Source organism: Sneathia sanguinegens (assembly GCF_001517935.1).
GTDB classification, from domain to species: Bacteria; Fusobacteriota; Fusobacteriia; order Fusobacteriales; family Leptotrichiaceae; genus Sneathia; species Sneathia sanguinegens.
This window is the reverse complement of sequence record NZ_LOQF01000001.1, coordinates 109,708-134,805: the sequence shown is the minus strand read 5'-3', so window position 1 is coordinate 134,805 and position 25,098 is coordinate 109,708. Positions and strand designations below refer to the sequence as shown.

13 protein-coding genes and 1 tRNA gene are annotated in these 25,098 nt (G+C 27.9%); 6 read left to right on the top strand and 8 right to left on the bottom strand.

What is annotated here, in order from left to right; translation table 11 throughout:
• Positions 1-2: 2 nt before the first annotated feature.
• From AWT65_RS00575 to mnmG, 8 genes are all read right to left on the bottom strand, one after another.
• A complete protein-coding gene (locus AWT65_RS00575) occupies positions 3-728 on the bottom strand; it encodes an endonuclease/exonuclease/phosphatase family protein (RefSeq protein ID WP_066728251.1) in 726 nt (241 codons plus the stop codon).
• 100 nt (positions 729-828) lie between these two features.
• Complete coding sequence (gene pdxT / locus AWT65_RS00570) at positions 829-1,392, bottom strand: pyridoxal 5'-phosphate synthase glutaminase subunit PdxT (protein WP_066728249.1); 564 nt, start codon at positions 1,390-1,392, stop codon at positions 829-831.
• A gap of 2 nt (positions 1,393-1,394) precedes the next feature.
• Complete coding sequence (pdxS, locus tag AWT65_RS00565; protein WP_066728247.1) at positions 1,395-2,267, bottom strand: pyridoxal 5'-phosphate synthase lyase subunit PdxS; 873 nt, start codon at positions 2,265-2,267, stop codon at positions 1,395-1,397.
• An 11-nt stretch (positions 2,268-2,278) separates the two neighbouring features.
• Positions 2,279-2,962 carry a nitroreductase family protein gene (locus tag AWT65_RS00560; protein WP_066728245.1) on the bottom strand — a complete coding sequence of 228 codons (684 nt, stop codon included), beginning with the start codon at positions 2,960-2,962 and terminating at the stop codon, positions 2,279-2,281.
• Positions 2,963-2,973: 11 nt separating this feature from the next.
• On the bottom strand, positions 2,974-4,863 hold the full coding sequence (locus AWT65_RS00555) for a M13 family metallopeptidase (RefSeq protein ID WP_066728243.1): 1,890 nt from the start codon (positions 4,861-4,863) through the stop codon (positions 2,974-2,976).
• Positions 4,860-7,841 carry an alpha-amylase family glycosyl hydrolase gene (locus AWT65_RS00550; RefSeq protein WP_066728241.1) on the bottom strand — a complete coding sequence of 994 codons (2,982 nt, stop codon included), beginning with the start codon at positions 7,839-7,841 and terminating at the stop codon, positions 4,860-4,862. Before AWT65_RS00550 ends, AWT65_RS00555 begins: the two co-directional genes overlap by 4 nt.
• A 1-nt stretch (position 7,842) precedes the next feature.
• A complete protein-coding gene (locus AWT65_RS00545; RefSeq protein ID WP_066728373.1) occupies positions 7,843-9,171 on the bottom strand; it encodes a glucose-6-phosphate isomerase in 1,329 nt (442 codons plus the stop codon).
• Positions 9,172-9,502: 331 nt separating this feature from the next.
• Positions 9,503-11,359, bottom strand: coding sequence for a tRNA uridine-5-carboxymethylaminomethyl(34) synthesis enzyme MnmG (gene mnmG / locus AWT65_RS00540; protein WP_066728235.1), 1,857 nt, complete (start codon positions 11,357-11,359; stop codon positions 9,503-9,505).
• Positions 11,360-11,576: 217 nt separating this feature from the next.
• Between mnmG and AWT65_RS00535 the strand changes: the two genes are divergently transcribed.
• The 6 genes from AWT65_RS00535 to trmB all read left to right on the top strand — a co-directional run bounded on the left by AWT65_RS00535 (position 11,577) and on the right by trmB (position 25,096).
• On the top strand, positions 11,577-21,863 hold the full coding sequence (locus AWT65_RS00535; protein WP_066728233.1) for an autotransporter domain-containing protein: 10,287 nt from the start codon (positions 11,577-11,579) through the stop codon (positions 21,861-21,863).
• 123 nt (positions 21,864-21,986) lie between these two features.
• Positions 21,987-22,700: a queuosine precursor transporter gene (locus tag AWT65_RS00530; protein ID WP_066728231.1), complete on the top strand. Its 714-nt coding sequence runs from the start codon at positions 21,987-21,989 to the stop codon at positions 22,698-22,700.
• A complete protein-coding gene (locus tag AWT65_RS00525; protein WP_066728229.1) occupies positions 22,694-23,458 on the top strand; it encodes an exodeoxyribonuclease III in 765 nt (254 codons plus the stop codon). Before AWT65_RS00530 ends, AWT65_RS00525 begins: the two co-directional genes overlap by 7 nt.
• 35 nt (positions 23,459-23,493) lie before the next feature.
• Positions 23,494-23,577 (top strand) — tRNA-Leu (locus AWT65_RS00520).
• Between the two features lie 26 nt (positions 23,578-23,603).
• On the top strand, positions 23,604-24,395 hold the full coding sequence (locus AWT65_RS00515; protein WP_066728227.1) for a hypothetical protein: 792 nt from the start codon (positions 23,604-23,606) through the stop codon (positions 24,393-24,395).
• Positions 24,395-25,096 carry a tRNA (guanosine(46)-N7)-methyltransferase TrmB gene (gene trmB, locus AWT65_RS00510; protein ID WP_232292768.1) on the top strand — a complete coding sequence of 234 codons (702 nt, stop codon included), beginning with the start codon at positions 24,395-24,397 and terminating at the stop codon, positions 25,094-25,096. Before AWT65_RS00515 ends, trmB begins: the two co-directional genes overlap by 1 nt.
• Positions 25,097-25,098 lie beyond the last annotated feature (2 nt).

Genomic DNA, 25,098 nt, shown 5'->3' with positions numbered 1-25,098 from the left:
CTCTATTTTATATCAAGTATGACTTCGTACGGCTTATGATCAGATAAGTTTAAGTCTAAAAATCTAGCATCTAACACCTTAATATCAGGGTCTTTGCTAGTAAAAATATAGTCTATTCTTTTTTCATCTTTATTATTATAGGTATCATTAAATTTTTCTACTATTTTCTTATATTCTTTTGTACTAGGTAATAAATTAAAATCTCCACATATAATTTTCATATCCCCATTAATATATGTAGCTACAGTTAATAAATCATCTACTTGCTTTGCATTATCTTCTATATCATAGGTTAAATGCGTATTAAATATGCATAAATTTTTTGAAAAAATAGATTTATTAAATTTAGCTACTATAAGCTGTCTTTTTTCTTTAGCTGTTTCTGAATTTATCAATTCTTTAGTATAGATTTCGTCTACAGGATATTTTGATATAAAAGATATCCCGAACTCTCCAGCTTGAAAATCTAAAGCTTTTTTAAAATAGTAATACTTATATCCTAATCTATCTGCAACTTCTTTGGTAAAATCTAAGAAATTACTTCTAAAAGTTTCTTTATCAACTTCTTGAAATGCCAAAAAATCTGGGCTATATTTTTTTAAACTATCTGCTAATTCAATCGGATCAGTAAGTCTTCCTCCATATAGATTATAGCTTATAACTCTGAATTCTTTTGTATAAGTCAATAATGATACGAGTAATAAGAATAATATAAGGATTTTTTTCAACTCTCCCATCTCCTTTTAATTAACATGATAGCACATTTTAATAAAAAAATAAAGGTAGCAAGTTTAAACTTACCACCTATAAATTCATTATTTATTTAATTTATTTTATCATAGAAATAAAATACTCATGAACCTTAGTATTTTCTGTTAATTCTGGATGATAAGCTGTTGCAAGCATATTTTTTTGTCTAACTGCAACTATATTACCATCAACCTTTGATAAAATTTGCACATTATCTGCTACTTTTTCAACATAGGGTCCTCTTATAAATACCATTGGAACTTCACCTATACCTTTGAATTCTTCCACTGTTCTAAAACTTCCTAATTGTCTTCCATATGCATTTCTTTTTACTTCTATATCCATCAATCCAAAATGAACTCTTTTATCATTAGATATTTTCTTTGCCAAAAGTATCATTCCAGCACAAGTTCCAAATACACAAAGTCCTTTTTCTATTCTTTGCTTTAATTCTGTAAATAAATCCAAATCATGTAATAATTTACCCATTGTTGTACTTTCGCCACCAGGTAATATCAAACCATCAAAATGTTTTTCCAAATCTTTTTTATTTCTTATTTCAAAATATTTTACACCTAATTTATCTAATATTTTTTCATGTTCTAAAAAAGCCCCTTGCAAACTTAAAATTGCAATCACCATTTTTATATACCTCTTTCAGCCATAAGTATTTTTATTTCATTTTCATTAATACCTACCATAGCTTCTCCTAAATTTTCTGATATTTTTGCAAGAATTTCAGGTTTGTTATAATTTGTTACTGCTTCTACTATTGCTTTTGCTCTTATAGCTGGATTTCCTGATTTAAATATTCCTGATCCAACAAATACTCCTTCTGCTCCTAATTGCATCATAAGTGCTGCATCTGCTGGAGTTGCTATACCACCAGCTGCAAAATTGACAACTGGTAACTTACCATTTTTATGTACATAAACTAATAAATCATATGGAACTTGTAATTCTTTTGCATAGAAATATAGTTCATCTTCATCCATATTTTGTACTGTTCTTATTTGTTCTGTCATTTTTCTCATATGTCTTACTGCTTGAATAATATCTCCAGTTCCTGGTTCTCCCTTTGTTCTTATCATTGAAGCTCCTTCATTTATTCTTCTTAATGCTTCTGATAAATCTCTTGCTCCACAAACAAAAGGTACTTTAAATTTTCTTTTATTTATATGCAACTTGTCATCTGCTGGAGATAACACTTCACTTTCATCTATATAATCTATTTCTATTGCTTCTAATATTTGTGCTTCTACAAAATGCCCTATTCTTGCTTTAGCCATAACTGGTATAGAAACAGCTTTTTGTATACCCTTTATCATTGCTGGATCACTCATACGAGAAACTCCTCCAGCCGCTCTAATATCAGCTGGTATTCTTTCTAAGGCCATTACTGCACAGGCCCCTGCTTCTTCTGCAATTTTAGCTTGTTCTGGTGTAGAAACATCCATTATAACTCCACCTTTTAACATTTGAGCTAAATTCTTGTTTAACTCATATCTTTCTTCCATTAGAAAACCCCCTACTTAGAATAAAATCTTTTTATAACCTCACCATATAAAGGTTGGTTAACATTTATTGATTTAAACCAATTATCTAATTCTTTTTCATACTCTTTTACTGCCATAGTTTGCACTTCTTTATTGTATCTATCTTGCATTGCAAAAGCTTTTTTTTCTATTCTAGGTTTCATTGTACCAGCTTTTGCTTCAGATGTAGGTACACCTATTGTTAATCCTAAAGCAATATATGTATCTTTTGGTAAACCAAGTATTTCTGCAATCTCCTCTGTTGCTTGTTTAACTCCTCCTATTATGGTACAACCATAGCCCTTTTCCATTGCCGCATAATTAAGCACCATTGCCATTATACCAGCATCTGTAGCTATAACATCTCTCAATCTTTGTACATCATCGGTTAATTTTTCTCCAACACTTTCAAGATAAACTCTATCTCTATAAAAATCACCAATTATTGATACAAAAACTGAACAATCTGAAATTTGTGCTTGTCCTCCACTTAAATGAGCAATTTTTTCAATAATATCCCTATCTTTTGTATAAATCAAACTTATTTGTTGCCCATTAACTGAACTAGGTGCTCTTCTTGCCAATTCAATTATTTCTTCTAAATCTTCATCTCTAACTTCTTGCTTTGTAAATTGTCTAATAGATTTTCTTTGTTTTATAGCTTCTATTATATTCATTCACTTACCCCTTACCAAATATTAACTCTTTTTTTAGGTTCTAAATACATTTTATCTGTTTCTTTTATATCAAAGGCCTTATAAAATTCATCTAAATTTCTTGGTTGTATATTGGCTCTTAATTCTCCTGGTGCATGTACATCTATTTTAATAATCATGTCCATATATTCTGGTCTTGCTTTTATTCTCCATATTCTTGCCCAATTTATGAAAAAGTCTTGATAATTATTTTCACCACTATTTTTCAATGCTTCTAAGGCACAACTTAATCCACCAGCATCTGCTATATTTTCAGATACTGTCAATTTACCATTTATCTTTCCTTTTCCAAAAGCTATTCCATCGAACAATTCTATCATTGCTTTTGCCTTATTATCAAAGATTTCATAATCTTCCTTTGTCCACCAATTCTTCATGTTACCTTCAGCATCAAATTGGCTTCCATTATTATCAAAAGCATGTGAAATTTCATGTCCTATTACTGCCCCTATACCTCCATAATTTTCACTCTTACTTTGGTCTAGACTATAGAATGGCTTTTGTAATATCGCAGCTGGGAAACATATATGATTTAATGAAGGATTATAGTATGCATTAACTGTATTTGAACTCATTCCCCATTCTAATCTCTTTACTGGCTTATTCCATTTTTCAAGAGCATGTTTCACAAATATTTCTGTCATTTTTATTGTGTTATTAAAGAAAGTATCATTTTCATCTACTTTTAACTTATTATATACTTCATCATATATTTCAGGATATCCAACTAAAATTTCTAAAGTTTCTAATTTTTTAATAGCATATTTTCTAGTTTCTTCCTTCAACCAAGTATTTTCATTAAGTCTTTTTTCATAGACTTTTATCATACTTTCAACCATTTCTTTTACATCTTTTTTTGCTAATTTTCCAAAATATTTTTCCCCATAATATACACTTATTACTTCAGAGAACATAGAAGTTGCATGATAGTATGCATATTTTTCTATAGGCAATTCCTTGCTTGTTCCAGACAAGGCTCTACCATAGATTCCTCCTAATTGTTTTAGTTCACTTGTTAGATTTGAACTTTCACCTAGTATCAATTTAATTATAAGCCAACTTTTGATTAATTCAAAATTATTTTCATTAACAAATTCATTATATGCTTCATAAAATACAGGTTGTTCAACTATTATTTTTTCTGGTTTAGCTTCTATTAATTCAAAAACTATTTTTTCAAAATTTAAAACTTTAGAATATTTATTTACTTCTTCCATAGTTCTAGGATTATTTAATTTTGGATAATCTGCTAATTCTACTGAAGTCTTGATATATTTTGCCATCATTTTATCGAAAGTTATAGTATTATTAATTAATTTTTCTTTTTCTTCTTTTGAATAAGAGTAAATGTCTAAAATCTTATCTAACATTCCCTTATAGACTTCTATTAATCTTTTTCCATCTTCATTATTTTCATCATAGTAACCTTTTTCTGGTAAAATAATTGAAGGTATTCCTAAATATAATACATTTGTAGTTGCATCTGACATATCTGGATATACTGAAAAATCATAAAGTAAGTCAAAACCTTTTAAAGTCCATTCTTTATTAAGTTCTTGTAAATCTGAAAAATCTTTTAATTTTTCAATTTTTTCTATATATTTCTTTATATCCTTAAGACCATCTTTATTTCTTGTTTTGAAATCTTTTGTCATATTATAATATTTCAAAAATTCTTTCATTTGAACATCTTTAGGATCTTTTAATTCATTAAAATCCTTTATTAAAGTATCTTCTACACCTATAACTAAGTCTGTAAATCCACCTATTCTTGGTCTATCCTCAGGTATAACTGCTTTTTTTAACCATTCTCCATTAACTGCTGCATATAAATCATCTTTTATTAAATCTTTTTGTATCATATATTCATCTCCTTATTCAATTTTAGTATCATTGCTGATTTAGGATTAATTTGTATGCACATTTCACCCTCTATTTTTGTTTTTATCTTATTATTAGTTAATAAATCAAGAAATTCTTTATTCATATGATAAGTTTTAAATGTAACTTTTTGACTTTCAAATGAATTATTAATTACACAAATTATTGAAGTTTTCTTATCATATCTTTCATAAATTATTATATCTTTTTCATCATCTGCTAAAATTTCTTTGAACTTACCATAAACTAAAACCTTATTATTTTTTCTTATTGCTATTATCTTTTTATACCAAGCTAATAATTCAAGATCTGGTTCTTGTTTATATATTTCACCCTTATTAATATATGACGGATTTTTTTCATCATCATACATATATTCGTCCCATAGCATAGGTTTTCTGCAATAAGGATCTGTTGCTCCCCACATTCCTACTTCGTCTCCATAATAAAGCATAGGTGCACCTATATAAGTCATTTGAAATACTGAAATTAATTTAAGTATTTGCTTTGGCTTAATTTCTGAATGCAACCAATCTATGGTTGTATTTGGATGATAATTAGAAGCAAGATCTGGTCTTATACCATTATATCCCTTTTCTAATTGTTTTCCTTCTTCAATATCTCTACCAATTCTATCATTTACTATTCTTGAATAAAGTCTATCTGTATCATGTGAACCATTCAAATTTTGCATAGCTTGTATAGCTTGATAAGGATACCAAGTTCTTTTTTCTCTTAACTCATTGAAAAAATCACTAGCTTTCAATTTGTAGCAAACACCACCAAATTTTGATTGATTAATGAAATATCCTATAACGGCTTTTAGCCATTCATAATTCATTACTGCGTCAAATTTTTCACCTTTTGAAACATCTTCTCCTGCATTAACCCATATTTCTCCAGTAATATATGAATCTTTTTTGCAGCCTTTTACTACTTGTCTGAATTCTTTCCAAAAGTCTTGATTTTCTAAACAGTTAGGTACATCTAATCTCCAACCATCTATACCATCATCATAACTATAATCATCACTAGCGACTCCATCTGGTCCTAACATCCACTTTGTTACTATATTAAATATATATTCTTTGTAATCTATATTAAATGTATCAAACTCTGGTAAAGTTCTAAACCCTGCCCAACAAGTATAATCTATATTATTTTTGTTGTATATAAGAGTTTTGTATGCTTCTTCTTCTGTCATATCATCAGTTATCGGCTTATAATTCGTAAAATCTATATGTCTATACCACTTTGCATATTTTGAATCTTTTCCTTGTGCCAATGCCAATTCAAAACTCCAATGTCTTTCACTACTATGATTGAATACTCCATCAAAAATTACACGAATTCCATTTTTATGAAATTCTTTTATTAGATCTACCATTATCAAATCAGACTCAGTCCAAACCCAAGTTTTAGGATCTTCTGTTTCCAAATATCCATTTTTCCCTTTATTTTTACCAACTAATTGAACATCTAGTAGTTTTAATTCTGAGTTATGCTTCGCATTTTTACCTAAAACATCAATATATGTTTTTTGTGTATCGCAAATATATACTCCATGTTTTTCACCTGTGGTTCTTATAGTACCAAAATCAGGCGATATATGTCTAAAATCATTTGATCCATACTTATGATTTTGATAAGAAAAAAATACTGGATTTAGCCATACTGCATTTATTCCTAATTCTTTCATATAGGGGATTTTTTCCTTTATTCCAAGTAAATCTCCTCCATACATTCTTGCATATTTAAATTCATAAGCTTGATCTTGTTCTGCTATTTTTTCCCAATTAGTTTTATCGCTGAAATCAGAAGTCCATCTATTTCTATCAAATTTTGCTAATTGTATATTATTTAATTTCCACTTATATGAATTTATAAATTTATATTCATGCAATCTATTTATGCTAAAACTTTCAGGTCCCAATTCATTAAAAATGGGATCATTATATGGATCTGCATTGTAATATCTATCTGGAAAAATATTATACCATATAGCTTCTTTCGTCCAAGCTGGAATATAGAAAAAATTAGTTATTGTGTCCTTATTTAGGCTTATATTTTCTTCTTTTTTTTCAAAAAATAAATCATTTCCATCAAAATATGCCTTTTTATTCGCATCTTCCAAAATAAAAACTAAATCTTCTTCAAAATTTTCATTATCAAAAGATACTATTCTTTTAAAATAATCAAAATGATTTGTATAATCACTGAATCTTTCTAGCTCTTTTATTATTTCTAATTTTGTTTTCTTATTTTTTAAACAAATATATACTCTTTGTACATCATGTAATTGTGTTCTTAGAGTGAATTCATATTCAATATCTGATATCTTATTAATATCATAAGCTATAGCTCTAATATTATCTGCTTTATCTAAAGGTTCATAAACAAATTTCCCTGTCCCAAGTTTACCTTCTTCAAATAATCTACCATTTTCACCAACAGTTAATCTTCTATTATTTCCTTCTTCCCATACACCATTTATTATATATTTATACTCATAATATCCATTATGTAAGTCTAGTACAGTTTCAACCTCAGTATCACTTTTTATTGTGCATGATGAATAATCTGCTTGCCAATTATTGAAAGTTCCTGCTACAGCAATTTTATCTATTTTTTTAGAAAATTTGGTCACAAATTTTGTAAATTTTGTTTTAGTTATACGAAATTTTCTTTGATTCATGTCTATTTCAATAGAAATATCTATATTTTTTTGAAAACCTGTTATAGGTTTAGGTCGTGAATTTTCTTCTAAATATGCCTCAAATATATTAACAAAAGGTGCAGTATGTGAATATACTACACTAAAATTTTTCCCTTCTGTTACTACATAAAAAGAATAAGAACCACTTTCTATTCTTTCACTTTTATATTTATATATACCATTTATTCCTTCAAGCTTAACTTCCTTATATGGTTTATTTTCTTTCAGAATATATAATTGCATACTATTCCTCTTCCAATCTCTTGAATATAGCTTCAGTTTCTTTTTCATATCCAGGTTTTTTAAGTAGGGCAAACATATTTCTCTTATATGCTTCTACTCCAGGTTGGTCAAATGGATTAATTCCATTCATATATCCAGATATTCCTACAGCCTTTTCAAAGAAATAGAATAAATATCCCAAATTATATTCATTAGCTTTTTCAATTTCTATTTCCATAATAGGCACTTGTCCATCATAATGTGCTAAAGTAACCCCTTTACAAGCCATCTTATTTACATAATCAAGGCTCTTACCTGCTATAAAGTTTAAACCATCCAAGTTTTGTTCATCTTTTTCAATATATATATCATGTTCAGGTTCTTTTATACTAATTACTGTTTCAAACATCATTCTTCTACCTTCTTGAATAGATTGACCTATTGAATGTAAATCTGTAGAAAAATCAGCTGATGTTGGATAAATACCTTTAAAATCCTTACCTTCTGATTCAGCAAATAGTTGTTTTAACCATTCAGAAATATAGTGTAATCTAGGTTCATAATTTACAAATATTTCCATCATTTTACCTTTTCTATAAAGAATATTTCTTAAAATTGTATATTTCATTGCTGAATTTTCTTCATAAGGTTTTTTGAAGTCTAAACTTGCTTCATAAGCTCCCCTCATTAATTCATCTATATTTATACCAGCTGCTGCTATAGGTAAAAGTCCAACTGCTGTTAATACTGAAAATCTTCCACCAACATTATCTGGCACAACAAAAGTTTCATAACCTTCCTTATCTGCTAAAACTTTCAATGCTCCTTTTTCCTTATCAGTTGTTGCATATATTCTTTTTGCAGCTTGTTCTTTACCATATTTTTCTTCTAATATTTTCTTAAATATTCTAAATGCTATTGCTGGTTCTGTAGTAGTTCCTGATTTTGAAATTACATTTATAGAAAAATCTTTATCTTTTACTAATTCTATTATGTCATGTAAATAATTAGAGCTTATACTTGTTCCTACAAAATATATTTCAGGTTTTTTAGTTTGATTATAGTAAGTTGGTAATAAAAATTCTATTGCTGCTCTAGCTCCTAAATAAGACCCTCCTATACCTATTACCACTAATGCTTCGCTATCTTTTCTAATTTTTGCAGCTGCTTTCTTTATTCTTTCAAATTCTTCTTTATCATAATCTCTTGGTAAATCTATCCAACCAAGAAAATCATTACCTTGTCCCTTAGCCTCTTCTAAAATTTCTTTTGCAGTATATGCAAAAGGTTTCAATGCTTCTAATTCACTTTCTTTTATTGCATTTTTTGTGTACTTGTAATCAAATCTCATCTTTTCTAGCTCCTTTTCTAAAATTTTTATATAATCTTCAATTTCCCTTTTTATATTAACAATCAAATATGAAAAAACATCTAATACAACTGATCTTTTCTTATACTCATAAGTTATATACAATTTGCATTTTCCAGCTGTTATTTCTTTTATTTCAAAATCTACACCTATTTTCTTAGTCTTATCTTCCATAAAAATTGAAATTTTTTCATATTTTTTTTCTTTCAACCAAACTTCTATAAGTTTTTCATTTCTAAAAACAACTTTTCTTCTTGTCTTTATTATCGCCTTATATATTTCCTCTTTATTATACTTCAAGGTATAATCAAATTTAGCATATTCCATTTATATATCCTATCAATAAAGCTATATCATTATGTGTTACCCCACTTATACGACTAGCCTTAGCTATACTCTCAGGTCTATAGTATTTCAAACTAGATTTTGCTATATTACTAATACCTTTTATTTCATCATAAACTATATCTTCTGGTATCTTCATATTTTCTAATTTCCTATATTCCTCTATTTGTTTTTTTTCTCTTTCAATAAAATTAAAATACTTTGCGTTTATAACTACCTGCTCTATAACTATTTTATCTAAATTTTTAATTTCCACAAAATTCGCTAGATTAGTGTAGTTAATTTCTTGTCTTCCTAAAAAATCAAAGGCAGTCATAGGACTTGACATTGAAACCTTTTCATCTATCTTTTTTAATTTTTCATTAGTTTCTTTGCTAGGATATATTTTTATAGACTTTAATCTTGAAATTTCTTCTTCTATTTCTTTTTTGCATTTTTCCAAATAAGCTATTTTTTCTTTAGGAAATATTCCTATTTCTTTTGAAATTTCTAATAATCTTAAAAAAGTATTATCCTGTCTTAAAGTTAGCCTATATTCTGCTCTTGATGGCAATACCCTATAAGGTTCTGGAGTGTTTTTGGTAATAAGATCATCTATCATAACTCCAATATATGCTTCATTTCTATCTAAAATAATTGGACTTTTACCTAATATTTTTCTACTTGCATTAACTCCAGCTAAAAAGCCCTGTGCTGCTGCTTCCTCATAACCACTTGTACCATTTAATGTACCTGCAGTATATAGACCATCAACTATTTTTGATTCTAAAGTGTACTTTATTTGATGTGCTGGTATATAGTCATACTCAACTGCATATCCATATCTAACTATTTTTGCATTTTCTAATCCCTTTATAGTCTTCAACATTTTTTCTTGAGCAAAAGGTGGCATAGCTGTAGTAAATCCATTTATGTATATTTCATCACTTTCTCTTGATTCTTCTTCAAGAAATATTTGATGATCGTATTTATCAGGGAAATTTAAAACTTTTCTATCTAATGAAGGACAATGTCTTGGTCCCTTTGTACTAACAATTCCCGTAACTATAGGTGAATATTTAAGTAATTCTTTTGCCACTTCTATAGTTTCTTTTGTAGTATAAGTTAAATATGTTGCCCGCATATCCTCATTTTTCTTTTCAGTTTCATAAGAAAAATATTCTGGTTCTTTTTCACCTTCTAATCTTTCCATTGAACTAAAATCAATAGAACTTTTTAAAAGTCTAGGTGGAGTTGCTGTTTGGTATCTATCTAATTCTATTCCAGCTTTTCTTAAAGAGTTAGCTAAACTATTTGATGCTACTTCACCTGCTCGCCCTGAACTATATTTAACATCCCCTATAATATACTTACCTTCTAGAAAAGTCCCTGTGCATAAAATAACAGCCTTTGCTTCATATTTTATTCCTAAATTATCTATAAGTCCTTTTATCTTGCCATCTTCTATTATTAATTCATTCACATGAGCTTGAACTACAGATAAATTTTTTTGTTTTTCAACAACTTCTCTCATCTTAATTCTATACTCATACTTATCAGCCTGAGCTCTAATTATCCTAGCTGCAAGCCCCTTTGTATGATTTAATTTTTTTAATTGTAGGTTATACTTATCTATGTGCTTTGCCATTTGTCCACCTAGCATACCTAATTCAGACACCAAATGACTTTTACCAGGTCCTCCAATAGAAGGATTACAACTCATAAGTGCTATTGTATTTAGATATATAGTAAACAAACCTGTTTTTAAACCTAACCTTGCACTAGCAAGAGCTGCTTCCACACCTGCATGTCCTGCTCCTACAACAATTACATCATATTTATTCATAAATATTCCTTTCCATTTTACCCTTAAATTTTACTATTTTTTCATTTAAAAATCAACCTTAGCATAAATCCATAATATGGTATGCTAACTTAGCTGATAAAATATTAAAAAAATTTTTTAAAACTATATTTTCCACTCCTCTACATAATTGACTTTTTGTACTATATAATGCTAATATTGTACATATATTAATGTTATTTTAAAAAAAGGAGAATTTATGGATAAAATATCTAATATACAAAAAAATCTCAAAAGATGTATGAAAAATAATAGAAAAATCAGTTTTTCAATGGGCTTGCTCATTTCTTTTTTAATTACCGGTGGAGTATGCTCTTATGCAAATGAAACTTCATATCAAATATTTTTTAATGGTAATTTTAATAGAAATGCGAATTTTGATAATACTCTTAAAAATTTTTCTTATCCTGACTATCCAAAGACTTTAAGCACAAAACAAAATTACTCTAGCTTTGGTTCATATGGAGTAAAAAAGATTAATACAAAATATACGGATTTTGTAAGTTTTTCAGCTGGTTTAGTTCCAAAAAAAGCACCTAATATTTCTTTAATAGAACCTAAAAATAGTACTTTAAAAATTAAAGCTTTAGATAATATTAATTTTGATAATCCTGAAATAAAGGACGAAAAAATTAATAAACCACAAAACAAGCCAGAAACAAAAGATCCTATTAAGATACAAAAAATAGATATAAACCCTATTACTCCAATAACTTTACAAAATAACGTAGATATACATATTGAAAAAATCGATCAAATTCAACCAAAAAAGCTTACATACACAAATATTTCAGCAACAAAAATACAAAACGATATACAACCACAAAACATTGACATCAAATTTGATAAAAGAATAGTAACACCCCCACATTTTGAAGAATTAGTCCTACAAGAACCAGAAACTCCAGTAGAAATAGGGGATACTGGATTTGAAAGTGTAATAAATAATACAGCATACAAACTTTTAAGTAATGAGGCTAATAGTTCTCCAAATCATAACTATAACAGAGGTATAGTTGGACAAGTTAGTATAACTAAGGGGACATTTAAAATTAATAATTATGCTGATTCTGACGAAACATATTTTTCATATAAGAATTATGATAGTAAACCTAACTATTATGCTAATCCTAATGATCTTTCCTACAGCAATCCTATAAAACTAAATGATGCTAACTATTTAAAAGAACCTAAACAATTTACATTAAAAGATCCAAAAGAAAAAAATAGTGATTTTTTAGAACCTAAAGATATAGGAACTATTAAATATTATGCTTACAAAACTTTTTATGGATTAAATAGTTCTGCTTATGGATATTTGAGTAAAGATGTTGATATATCATATATATCTAATGCAGAAAATAAAACCACTAGTGATCCTAACAGTCAAAATCGTTTTGAAAATATAAACCCTAATACCGTCATATATATGGAAACAGATAGTAACTCATCACAAACTTTAGAAAATTTGCATAAGTATAAGGTTGTACCAGATGATCTATATAAAGAAATTAAGGGATATAAAGACCTTAGTAAGTTAAAAGATGATGATACTTTTAAATTTGAAAAAAAAGACAAAAATGGGAAAATAAAAGAAAGTGAAATTTTTCCAACTGGAATAACTCTATTTAATTCTGAAGCTACTGTAAAACTATTAGGGTCTTATGCTAAATTTATCACAATAACTACTCAACGGAATTATGAGCACTCTAATAAAAGACTAAGTGTTTTTAATAATAACGGAAATATTTCAGCCCTAAATTATACAACAAATGATGAAGATTATGATCCAGACATTAAAAATCAAATAATATTTTATAGTACTCCTGATAGTACTCCTGAATACAGTGATTTTCAAAGATATATATATGCAAATGGACAAAAAGGTAAAATAAATATATATAGTAAAAACGCTATTGGAATGTATTTTACTGAATCAGGAATAGATGGATTTCAAAATAAGATTTCCACTGCCTTTATTAACAACGGTGAATTTAATATTTATGGTGCCCATAGTACTGGTGTAAGTCTTAAACGACCTGCAGCTCTAGGTGAAAAAAGTGGTATATATTTACTTAAACCCATAAATATTTTTGGTGATGAAGCTGTTGGGGTTTTTCTACCTGGTGATGTTTCAAAAGTTCCTGAAGAAAATCTACAATTAAGAGTTAATATTGGAGAAAAAGGGAATAATAAGGAGAAAGTAACTTGGACTGATGAATTTCCAGGTAATGAAGAAGGTGAAGATTATGAATCTGAAAAAGCCAAACCAGAAGTCAAGGAAATACCTAATGTGGGAAATATAGGGAAAAATAACGAAGACAATAGTGAAGAAAATACTGAAGATAATGATGAAGACAAAAATAAAGACTATAGTGAAGACAATGTCGACAACAGTATTGGTCTATTTTATGCAAACTCTAATACGGCTAAAATAAAAATTGCAGATATTAAGTTGGGCAAATTTGCTAAAAATAGTACGGCAATATTTGCTTCTGATGGAGAACTTCATATATCAGAAGGTAAAATAGATATTGATGGGGAAGATAATATTGGTCTTCTTTCTCAAAAGAAGGATAATAAAAGTGGAAGTATTGATTATGTTGGTGATATTACAGCTTCTGGTAAGAGAAATAAATTAGTATATACTGATAACAAGAATATTTCAATTAAGGGTAAAGTTTCAAGTACATCAAAGGGCTCTATTTCTATTTATGCTGATACTGGTACTATTGATTTAACAAATGCTGATTTGAATATTAATATAAGTGGTGATGATGTTGCTGCTGGTTATGCTATAAATAATGGACATATTAACTTAAAAGAAGGGGCTAATATTGCAATAAATAACGATACTCTTTCTAATGGCACTGCTCTTGAAGCTAAAAAAGGTGGAATTATAGATGCTAAAAAGACAAATATAACTGCCAAAAATATAATGGCTGGGCTTTCTGCTAATGATGATAATTCTAAAATCAATTTTAATGGTGGACAACTAACTTATGAGGGTAAAGGTTACTCTGTTTATACCGATGGAAAGGGTAAAATTGATTTATCTGATGCAACTATTACACTAAAAGGAGAAGCTCTAGGTTTTGATGTAGACCAAAATGAAAATAACGAACAAAATGTAATATTAAATAATAAAACAAGAATTAAACCTGAATCTGATGATGTAATTCTATTTAATCTAAAAAATTCAAATAATTTAGATACTAAAGGTGGAATAAGAGAATATATCATAAATCTCATAAAGGAAAAACTTAAAAAAACTAATCCAAATGTAGACTTAACTCAACTTATTACTCAACCTGGAGTTGGAAAACCTGGAGAATTTTACAAGATTTCAGCTATAGAAGGTGGTAGTATTCAAATAGGTAGTCTTGATAAGTCTGCTATTTCTTCTGATGACATAAATGGTGTTCCTGATACAGACGAAAAGAAAGCTAAAAAAGATGGTTTCCAATTCTATAATCGTCTACTTATACAAAAATTAAAAGCTACTACACATGAAAATAGTAAGATTTCTGCTATTTTAAATAATAGCGAAGCTAGTAAATTCAATAATCAAGTAGTTGCTCTTGAATTAAGTTCATCACCTTCTGCACAATCTAATGATGAAACTCAAATTAATATAGTTAAATCTAATATAAGTGCTGATAGAACTGAAGAAGGTAATGGTGCAATAGGTCTATTTATCGATTATGGAAAAATAAATGTAGATAAAGAATCTAAAATTTTAGTTGAAAATGAAGAAAAGTTTGATAATAAACAAGCAGTTGGTATATATGCTGTAAATGGTTCAGAAGTTAATAATAAAGGTGAGATAACTGTCGGAAGTTCTAATTCTGTAGGTATATTAGGTGAAAATTATAGAAAAGCTACAAATAGTATTGAAAATGATAAATTCGGTGATGGAAAGATAAATATAACCAATGAGGGAACTATACAAATTAAAAAAGCTAATTCTACAGGTATATATGCGAACAATATTGATAAAGAAACTACTGATAACAATGTTGTAAACTCTGGTAAGATCATAGCATCAGGTGAACATTCTAATGGTATTTATTCACATAAAGGAACTGTTTCTAATACTGGTACTATAGAACTTAGTAACAAAAATGTTGGAATATATTCTGATTCATCTATTATAAAAGACCCGGGTACTATAAAATTTAATAGTAATAATAGTACAGCAATATTTGTAAAAGGTTCTTCGAAAATAGAAAGTGGTAAAACCCTTAAAATCGAAAATAATGGCGAGCTTATTGATAATGTAGGTCTTTATTCTGAAAATGACTTAGAAACTGACCTTGTTATAGATGCAAAAGGTAAAAAGATAACCTCATACTATACTAAGTCCAAAGCATTAACTGTTAATGCCGATATAACTACAAGTGAAGATGGTGTAGGTATTAATGGTGATAATGGTAGCATTACTTATGGAAAAGATAAAACAATAAAAGTTTCTGAAAAATCTTTTGGTATTTTAAGTAGTAATAGTGATGTTACACTTAATGGAAATATACAACTAGATGGTGAATTAGGAAAAGGTATATACTTTGATTCTAGTGAAAAAAACTTAAATATTTCTGGAAATATTAATGTAAATGCAAAAAATGTAATAGGTTCATATATAGCTAATATTACAGATTCAACTAAATTGAAATTAACTACACCTATTACTTTTGGAGAAAATTCAGACCATAGTATTGCATACCTATTTAAGAATTCTAAATTTAATAATGCTAGTTTTACTGAACTTAAATCTAAGGGTTCACAAAATAATACATATATTTTTGCACTTAGTGAAAATGAAATTAATTTAGGTACTAATGAAATTTCAATTAAATCTGAAGATGGCAAAAAAGGATTTACCGGTATCTATTTAGAAGAAAAAAATAAATTAACTGGTGACAAAATTACAGTTTCAGATAAGGCTACAGGTATTTATTCAAAGAATAATAATACAGTAGAAATTAAGAATATAGAAGTTAAAAATCAAGATACTATTGGAATATATAACGAAAAAAGTACAAAATTAAATAATGTCAACATATTTAGTAATAATAGTGCTGTAGGTATTTATGGTATAGCAGGAGACATCACTTTTTCAGGTGATAACTCACTAAATTTATCTACTAAAGGTACTGGTATATATATAGAAGAAGCTAACCTTAATGAAGGTAATATTAAACTTGTAAATAAGGATACTGATAAAAAAGATAGCCTTGTTGGTGTATATTTTAAAGATTCTAAATCTAGTAAAAATACTTCTAACATATCAATAGATAATGATACAAAACTAATAGGACTTTATTTAAATAAAGCTAAAGTTTCAAATACAGGTGAAATTAAGGCAACTTTAGGTTCATCTAATACTCTAGCCTTTGTAGCTAATGAATCTACTTTTACAAATAGTGGCAATTTAACCTTAACTAGTTCTGATAGCCATGCTATCTATGCAAATGATGGAAGTGTAGAAAACACAGGAAATATTACTGTAGATAATGAAGTTGATAATAAACCTTCTGTAGCAATGACAGGTATGAAAACTGGTAAAAATGTTAATTTAACTAATAATGGTAAAATTAGTGTATCTAACAATAGTATAGGAATGTATTTAGATAAAGGTTCTATAGGAACTAATACGAAAGAAATTGTCTCACAAAAGAAAAATTCAGTAGGTGTTTATGTTAATGGAAATGAAACAAAATTTGCTAATACTGGTAAGATTAGTGCTGATAATATAGGAATATATTTAAAAGAAGCCGGAAAAGACATGGTTACAGGAGGGTCTATAAATCTAACAAATGACAATGCTGTTGCCGTTTATGCAAATAATTCTAAAGTTGATTTTGAAATAAAACCAACTGTTAAAGAAGGAGAATTACCTAATAACCTAGTATCCCTTTATGCTACAGGTAATACAGAAATAAGTAGTAAAATTTCTACAGCAAATGGTAGAACTTCTATAGGTGTTTATCTAAAAGACAATAAAGTTTCATTTAAAGATGGTGCTAGTGTAGAAGTAACTGAAGGTCATAAAGATGAAAATGGTGTTAATTACAATACAGGTGTTTATGCAGATAGTACATATAATGGTGATTTAAAAGTTAATATTGAAAATAAGGCTAAACATACTATTGGTATTGCTGTAAGTGAAAATTCAACAGTTAATTATTCAGGTACTATTAAAACAAGCAAAGATTCTATAGGTATTTTAGCAAAAGGTAATTTGGTTACTAAAGATAGTTCCTTTAATATAGATGGAGGTACAGGTATTTTTGTTGATAGTACTGCAGATGTAAAAATAGGTACTGAAAATACTAAGATGCACCTATCAAATAGAGCGACTGCAATATATCAAAATGGTGGTAAGCTTACTTTAGGCCCTAAACTAACCTTTGATGAAAATAGTATGGGTACTCTGCTAATTTCTAGAAATGCAGAAGCTATTTCAGATATTTCATATTCTGTTAAGACAGACTCTTTAGGTATTGGGCTATATTACACAGATGCTAAAAATCATAATTTTTCTTCTAGTGGTAAAATAACTCTATGTAGTGATAATGCTACTGGAATATATGCACAATCAACTGGAACTGGTACTAATACATTAAAAAATAACGGAGAAATCATTACTTCAGATGGTATGAAATCTACTATAGGTATTTATGCTGATAATGTAAATGTTGAAAGTAATAAGATTAGTATAGGAGAAAATGGTGTTGGTATCTACTTAACTAAAAAAGTAGATCTTAAAAATACAGAAATTACTTTAAATGGCGAACATTCTGTTGGTATTTATTCAGAAAATATTTCTGGTGATTCAAACTATTCAGTAGGTAAGATTACAAGCGAAAAAGATAATCAAACTGGTTTATTTATCCTTAATGATACTTATGAAGAAAATAAAAATATTACTCTTTCAAATTTAGATATTCATTTAGCTAATAATTCTAAGGGTGTTGGACTTCAAAATGCTCATTATACAATAAATGAAGGCTCTAAAATATCTGTAGGTGATAAGAGTACAGGTTTAGCATTTAAAAATGCTGATGCTACTGTTAAAGCTAATATTACTGTAGGTAAAAACTCTCTTGCCCTTTATGCACAAGGAGAAAAAAATGTAACTTTTGAAGGTGAAATTAAAGCTGATACAGACTCAAAATTAGTGTATGCAAAAGAAAAGGCTACTATAACCTTAAATAATTTTGATAATTTAACTGTAAATGGTGGTCTAGGTTTAGGAGCTGATAAGGCAACTATTACTGCAGATAAAGAAACAACAATTAATGTAACGAGTGGAACTGGTGCATATATTAATGAAGGTAAGATAGACAAATTTAAAATAGATGTTCAAAATGGTTTAGGTCTATACATACAAAATGACTATAATGGTACTTTACCTACTGTAAGCCTAATTGGTAATAACTCTAAAGCTTATGTTCTAGAAAGTTTAAATAAGGAATTTGAAGTTAACAATATTGCTCTTGACAAAACAAACCAAATATATATTTATTCAAAAGGAACAGGTAAGGGAATTAAGGCTTCTAATTTAGAAATTAAAGGCTTGGATAATTATGGAATATATAACTTAGCTAATCAAGATATTCTTGCAAAAGATCTTAATATATCTGGTTCTACATCATTTGGTATATATTCTACTGGTACAGGAAAAATTAATGTAAATAATATTAGTGTTAGTGGTGAAAATAGTGCCGGTATTTACTCAAAACATGCTACTATCACACAAACTGGTGATATTACAAGTAAAGGACTAGGAATATACTCTGAAGATGGTACTGTAACACTTAATGGTTCTAAGATTTCATTGGATAATAATGATGGTATAGGTGTTAAGGCTAAAAATTCTAATGTAACTATTTCTAATGCTATGACAATAAGTGATGGAAAAGAAGGTGCTGCTGGAATATATTCTAAAGAAACTGGAGATATTACTTTTAACAACAACTTAGTAGTTAATAAGGATATTATTGGAGTATACAAGAATGGAACAGGCACAATTAGTCTTAATGGTTCTAGTACCACTATCTTGGAAAATGGTATAGGAGTATATAGTAAGGGTGCAGAAGTAAAAAATGCTGGAAGTTTAAATGTAACTAGTAAAAATGCTAAGGGTATCTATGTTGAAAATAATAAACTTATTTCAACTGGAAAGGTAACTATTAATGGAGAAAATGCTATAGGTCTAGCAGGTAAAAATGGTGAAATAAATTCTACAGGTGATATTAGTGTTACAGGTAAAGATGCAGTTGGAATCTACTCTGAAGAAGCAGAAATAGTATCTAATGGTAATATTACTTCTAATAGTATAGGAATATATTCTAAAGGTACTAAAGATATTACTCAAAGTGGAGATATTACTGTTAGTCAAGATGCTGTTGGAATATTTAAAGAAGGTAATGGTAATGTTAATATAACTTCTAAAAATATTAAGGTTGATAATAAAGGTTATGCCCTTTATTATATAAACGACTCTAATAATAGAGGAAATATTACTGCTAATATAGAAAATATGAACCTTGGTAGTGAAGCCATAGGAATATATACTAAAAATGGTAACTTAACATACAACGGTAACATTACTGTTGGAGAAAAGAAAAATTCTGCAGGTATTTATGCTGATAATTCAGATGTTACATTCAAAGGTACCTTAAATGTTTCTAAACCTGAAACTATAGGTATCTTTGCTAAGGGACATTCAAATGTAACTATAAAAAATGGTAGTACAATAAATGTTTCAAATGGAAGTTATGGTATTATGACTAATGAAGACTCAACTGGTAATATTACCATAGAACAAGGTGCTACATTTAATATTAGTAATCTATCATCATATGGTATATCAGCTTATGGTAAAAATACAATAATTAACAGAGGAACATTTAATATTGATGCTAATTCTACAGGTATATTCCACTCATTTGACTCTACTATAAGTGGGGCTGGTAATATTCCAAGTGATAAAATAAAGACAATGAATAAAAAAGCCAATATTGCGGATATAAATATTAAATTTAATGGTAGTGTTAAATTCCCTAACAATATTAAAGTTGTTAATGGTGGTACAATAAAGGTTAATGGAACTGTTGATATTAACAATATGTACCTAGATTTTGAACATGATAATAAACCAATAATAGATGCAAAATCAATAGCTGGTACTGCTATTGTAACTTCTAATTTCTCTATGGGAAATAGTGTTAATAAGCTGGTTTATAAAGATGTATTCAGACCTAGAACTGAAAATGGTTTTGGTAAATTCTCTGGTGATGTTACATCACAATCTGCTTCATGGGTAGCAAAAATTAGTAAAACTGAACCTGATACAAAGACATATGATATTATGATGGTTCGTATACCATATACAATTATGCTTAAGGGTGAAAAAAATATTAAATTAGGTGAAAGTTTAGAAAAAGTAAGAGCTAATATACCTAAATATAAGCAATCAGATATATTCAAAAATCTAGATAATATATCTAATAAAAAAGAACTTACAAATGCAATAGCTAATATAAGAGGTGACATATACTCTAATATACAAGAAAGAATGCTAGATGTTGATGATACATTTAATAATTCATATAAAGAAGTTTTAAATTCTCACAATGCTACAGATTTAGTTCATAAATTCAGTATAATATATTCTAAGAATAAACATATTGATGAAACTTTTGGTGTATCTTCATATGATAAAACTACATATGGTTTCCTTTACTTACATGATAGAGAAGCAAAAATTACTAAATATGGTTTCTCAGCTGGATTAATTTGTTCTAAATTTAAATTTACAGGTCCTACTTCACTAGGTTCAAATGAAGAAATCCGTTCAGGTAAATTCGGACTACACCATGAAATAACTGAATATAAGGCTAAATATTTAGCAAGATTAGAATTAGGTATTAACAAGCATATTACTAATAGAGTAAGTAATATCAATGGTAAAGAATATAAATATAACGCAAACTATTGGAGTTATAACATAGATTTTAAGAATAAATTAAGTTATAACATTGACATATTAAAAAACTTTACACTAACACCTTATATTAATGTAAATCTTAGTTATAATAAAATACTTGATATTAATGAAACTGCTTTAACAGATCCTACACTTAAACTAAGTGCTAAGCAACATTCATACTTTTTCATAACACCTAAAATAGGAATAGATACTAAGTATGATATTAAATTAAAAAATAATTTATGCCTATCACTTAAAGGAAATCTAGAATATCATTATGATATTAATAGCTTATATCCAACAGCCAATAAAGTGAAATTCTCTAGTGTAGATAATTATTATGATTTATCTATCCCTGGGTATAGAAGACACAGTTTAAAAGTTGGTGGAGAAGTTGGAATAGATAAAAAAGACAAATATGGAGCAACATTTGGTGTTACATATGAAAGAGAACTAAAATATAGTTTAAGATTTAATTATAAATTTTAAAAAAAAAGAAGGATTAACTCAAATAAATAAGGGTTAATCCTTTATATTTATACTAATATATCATATTGTAATTACATACCTTTTATGATATTATTTAACCAAAAGAAAAAAAAGGAGACTTTGATGGGTAAAAATGAACTTATTTGGTTTGGATACATAGTTGTTAATTATGGCTTCATACTATATGCTTATAAAAAATGGGGGAAAATTGGTCTTATGCTATTTATTCCTCTTTCAATTGTTATTGCAAATATACAAGTTAATAAATTTATATGTCTATTTGGAATAAATGCAACAATGGGAAATATTGCCTATGGTGGTATATTCCTAGTGGCTGATATTTTATCAGAAAATTATGGTAAAAAATATGCACAACATATTGTAGGGATGGGCTTTTTAACAATGATTTTTGTTACTATTATAATGAATATCGCACTTAAAATTTCACCTACTCCTATAGATACATTACAACCTCACTTAGAAGTACTATTTACACCTCTATATAGACTAACATTCGCCTCTCTTGTTGCCTATGGTATATCAAGCTTTTTAGATGTGTACTCATACCAAGCAATTAGAAAACTATTTCCTAGTTTTGGATCTATTTGGATAAGAAATAATTTTAGTACCATTTTCAGCCAAATTATAGATAGTGTTACTTTTACACTTATAGCCTTTATTGGAGTCGTAGATACACCTACTCTACTTCAATTTATCTTTTCAACTTATGCTCTTAAATTTATTGTATCCCTTGCTGATACACCCTTTGTATACATAGCAGCATATTGGAAGAAAAATAATTTAATACATGAATTGGATAGTGATCCTACATGTTAAAATGTATTTCATGGAATGTGAATGGTTTTAGAGCTGTTTTAAAAAAAGGCTTTTTAGATTTTTTAGCTGAAAGTAAGCCAGATATTATTGCCTTACAAGAAATTAAACTTTCTGCAAATCAAATTGACTTTTCACTAGATGACTATTATATATATTGGAATTATGCAGAAAGAAAGGGTTATTCAGGAACAGCAATATTTACAAAGAAAAAACCCTTATCAATAACCTATGGAATTGGAATAGAAGAACACGATAAAGAAGGTCGGGTTATAACACTTGAGTATGACACTTTTTTCTTTGTCACTGTTTATACACCTAATTCAAAAGATGGTTTATTAAGATTAGATTACAGAATGACTTGGGAAGATGCATTTCTTGACTATTTAAATAGCTTAAAAGAAAAAAAAGCAGTTATTATTTGTGGTGATCTTAATGTAGCTCACAATGAAATTGACCTTAAAAATCCAAAAAGCAATACAAAAAATGCAGGTTTCACAAAAGAAGAAAGAAATAAATTTGATAATTTAATATCTAATGCTTATATAGATACTTTTAGATATCTTTATCCAACAAAGGAATTTGCTTATACTTGGTGGTCTTATAGAGCAAATGCTAGAGCGAAAAATACAGGTTGGAGAATAGACTATTTCTTAATCTCTGACAATTTAAAACCCTTACTTATAGATTCTAAAATACATTCAGATATTTTAGGCTCAGATCACTGCCCAATTGAATTAAATATGGACTTGACTTTTTAATTAAAATCTTATAAAATAAGATATAAATTTTAGGTGCCTGGGTGGCGAAATGGTAGACGCATCAGACTCAAAATCTGACGGAGAAATCCATAAGGGTTCAAGTCCCTTCCTAGGTACCATTTTTATATATAAAGGAGGAATATTTATGTTAACACTTGAACTAACTGAAGATGAATTAAAAGCCATGAAATACAACAAAGAGGCTATTACTAATCTATTAGTTTCAAGAGCTATATATAATGAAAGTTACAATTACAACTTTTCTGAAACAGAACTTAGAGATTTAAAATATCTTGAAAAAAATGAACTTATCCATTTCTATATGCATAAAACTGTAGAACCCCGTGTAATTGTTACTGAAAATGCTATTATTGACAAATATAATGAAAATAAAGAATTCTTTGAAAAGAGTAAAATACCTTTTTCTAAGGCTCATGATATTATAAAAAATGAATTAAATAATGAAGTTAACTACGGTTTGGAACAAGACTTAGTTAGTTCTTTAGTACATAATATGGAAGATACAGTTACTTTAAAGAAAGAAGACATTGTATTTACAAAGGGTGATCCTAATTTAATTAAAACTATGCTTCTTTTTGAATTACTAGATAAAGAAGCTAAAAAATCTGATTTTTATAATAAAAATGCAAATGATATTGATATTTTAAAAAAGGAAGTCAGATTAAAATTCTTTGTTAATGTTATTTGTTCAAAAGATATCGTTATAAATGAAGAAAAAGTTAGTAGATACTATGTAGACAACACAAAGGATTTTGAAAATATGGATATGCAAGAAGCATATAATCGTATTTCAAGTTACTTATTCCAAAAAGAATTAAATGAAAAAACTGCTAAATATTTAGAAGATATTAAAGAAAAATATAATTTGGATGCTGAAGTAAAAAAATATGTAGATGATGGAGCTGTTGCAAACTAATGATAGAATATAAGGGAAAAGAACTTTGGACATATTTTTTCAATAAACAAAAGATTAATTATAATCCCTATATGTTTCAAATGCCTAATTATGAAGATTTACTATATTTCTCACAAGAAGAAATACTTTCATTCAAAGGCAAATGGTCTAGTATTTTTGCTAATACAAATGATATTTATTTTGAAATAGGTTCTGGTAGTGCTAATTTCTTATTAGAACTAGCTACAAGAAGACCAAATTGTAATTATATAGGTGATGAATTAAGATTTAAACGCCTTATCTTTTCAGCTAGAAAGGCTAAAAATAAAGAACTTAAAAATATTAAATTTATTCGCTTTGATGCAAGTCAATTAGATAAACTATTTTCAGAAAATGAATTGGCTGGTCTTTATATAAATTTTCCAGATCCTTGGGAAAAAAATGAAAAAAAGAGAATAATTTCAAATGATTTGTTAGATAAAATTTACCCTCTGCTAAAAGCTGGGGGTAAAATATACTTTAAAACAGACCATTTAGCTTATTATAATTCCGTACTTGAACTTGTAGATAAACATAAAAATTTTAAAGTTGCTTATCATACAGCTGATTTACATAGTACAGATTTAGTAAATGAAAATATTATGACAGAATTTGAACATTTATTTACTAATAAATTAAAAATTAAAATTAAATATATAGAAATATCTAAGTGTGGGAATTAACT

What these genes read in the sequence shown, in the direction of transcription:
- pdxS (WP_066728247.1), bottom strand. Translation starts at nt 2,267, where the DNA reads ATGGAAGAAAGATATGAGTTAAACAAGAATTTAGCTCAAATGTTAAAA.
- AWT65_RS00530 (WP_066728231.1), top strand. Translation starts at nt 21,987, where the DNA reads ATGGGTAAAAATGAACTTATTTGGTTTGGATACATAGTTGTTAATTAT.
- AWT65_RS00535 (WP_066728233.1), top strand. Translation starts at nt 11,577, where the DNA reads ATGGATAAAATATCTAATATACAAAAAAATCTCAAAAGATGTATGAAA.
- mnmG (WP_066728235.1), bottom strand. Translation starts at nt 11,359, where the DNA reads ATGAATAAATATGATGTAATTGTTGTAGGAGCAGGACATGCAGGTGTG.
- pdxT (WP_066728249.1), bottom strand. Translation starts at nt 1,392, where the DNA reads ATGGTGATTGCAATTTTAAGTTTGCAAGGGGCTTTTTTAGAACATGAA.
- AWT65_RS00550 (WP_066728241.1), bottom strand. Translation starts at nt 7,841, where the DNA reads ATGCAATTATATATTCTGAAAGAAAATAAACCATATAAGGAAGTTAAG.
- AWT65_RS00515 (WP_066728227.1), top strand. Translation starts at nt 23,604, where the DNA reads ATGTTAACACTTGAACTAACTGAAGATGAATTAAAAGCCATGAAATAC.
- trmB (WP_232292768.1), top strand. Translation starts at nt 24,395, where the DNA reads ATGATAGAATATAAGGGAAAAGAACTTTGGACATATTTTTTCAATAAA.
- AWT65_RS00555 (WP_066728243.1), bottom strand. Translation starts at nt 4,863, where the DNA reads ATGATACAAAAAGATTTAATAAAAGATGATTTATATGCAGCAGTTAAT.
- AWT65_RS00560 (WP_066728245.1), bottom strand. Translation starts at nt 2,962, where the DNA reads ATGAATATAATAGAAGCTATAAAACAAAGAAAATCTATTAGACAATTT.
- AWT65_RS00545 (WP_066728373.1), bottom strand. Translation starts at nt 9,171, where the DNA reads ATGAGATTTGATTACAAGTACACAAAAAATGCAATAAAAGAAAGTGAA.
- AWT65_RS00525 (WP_066728229.1), top strand. Translation starts at nt 22,694, where the DNA reads ATGTTAAAATGTATTTCATGGAATGTGAATGGTTTTAGAGCTGTTTTA.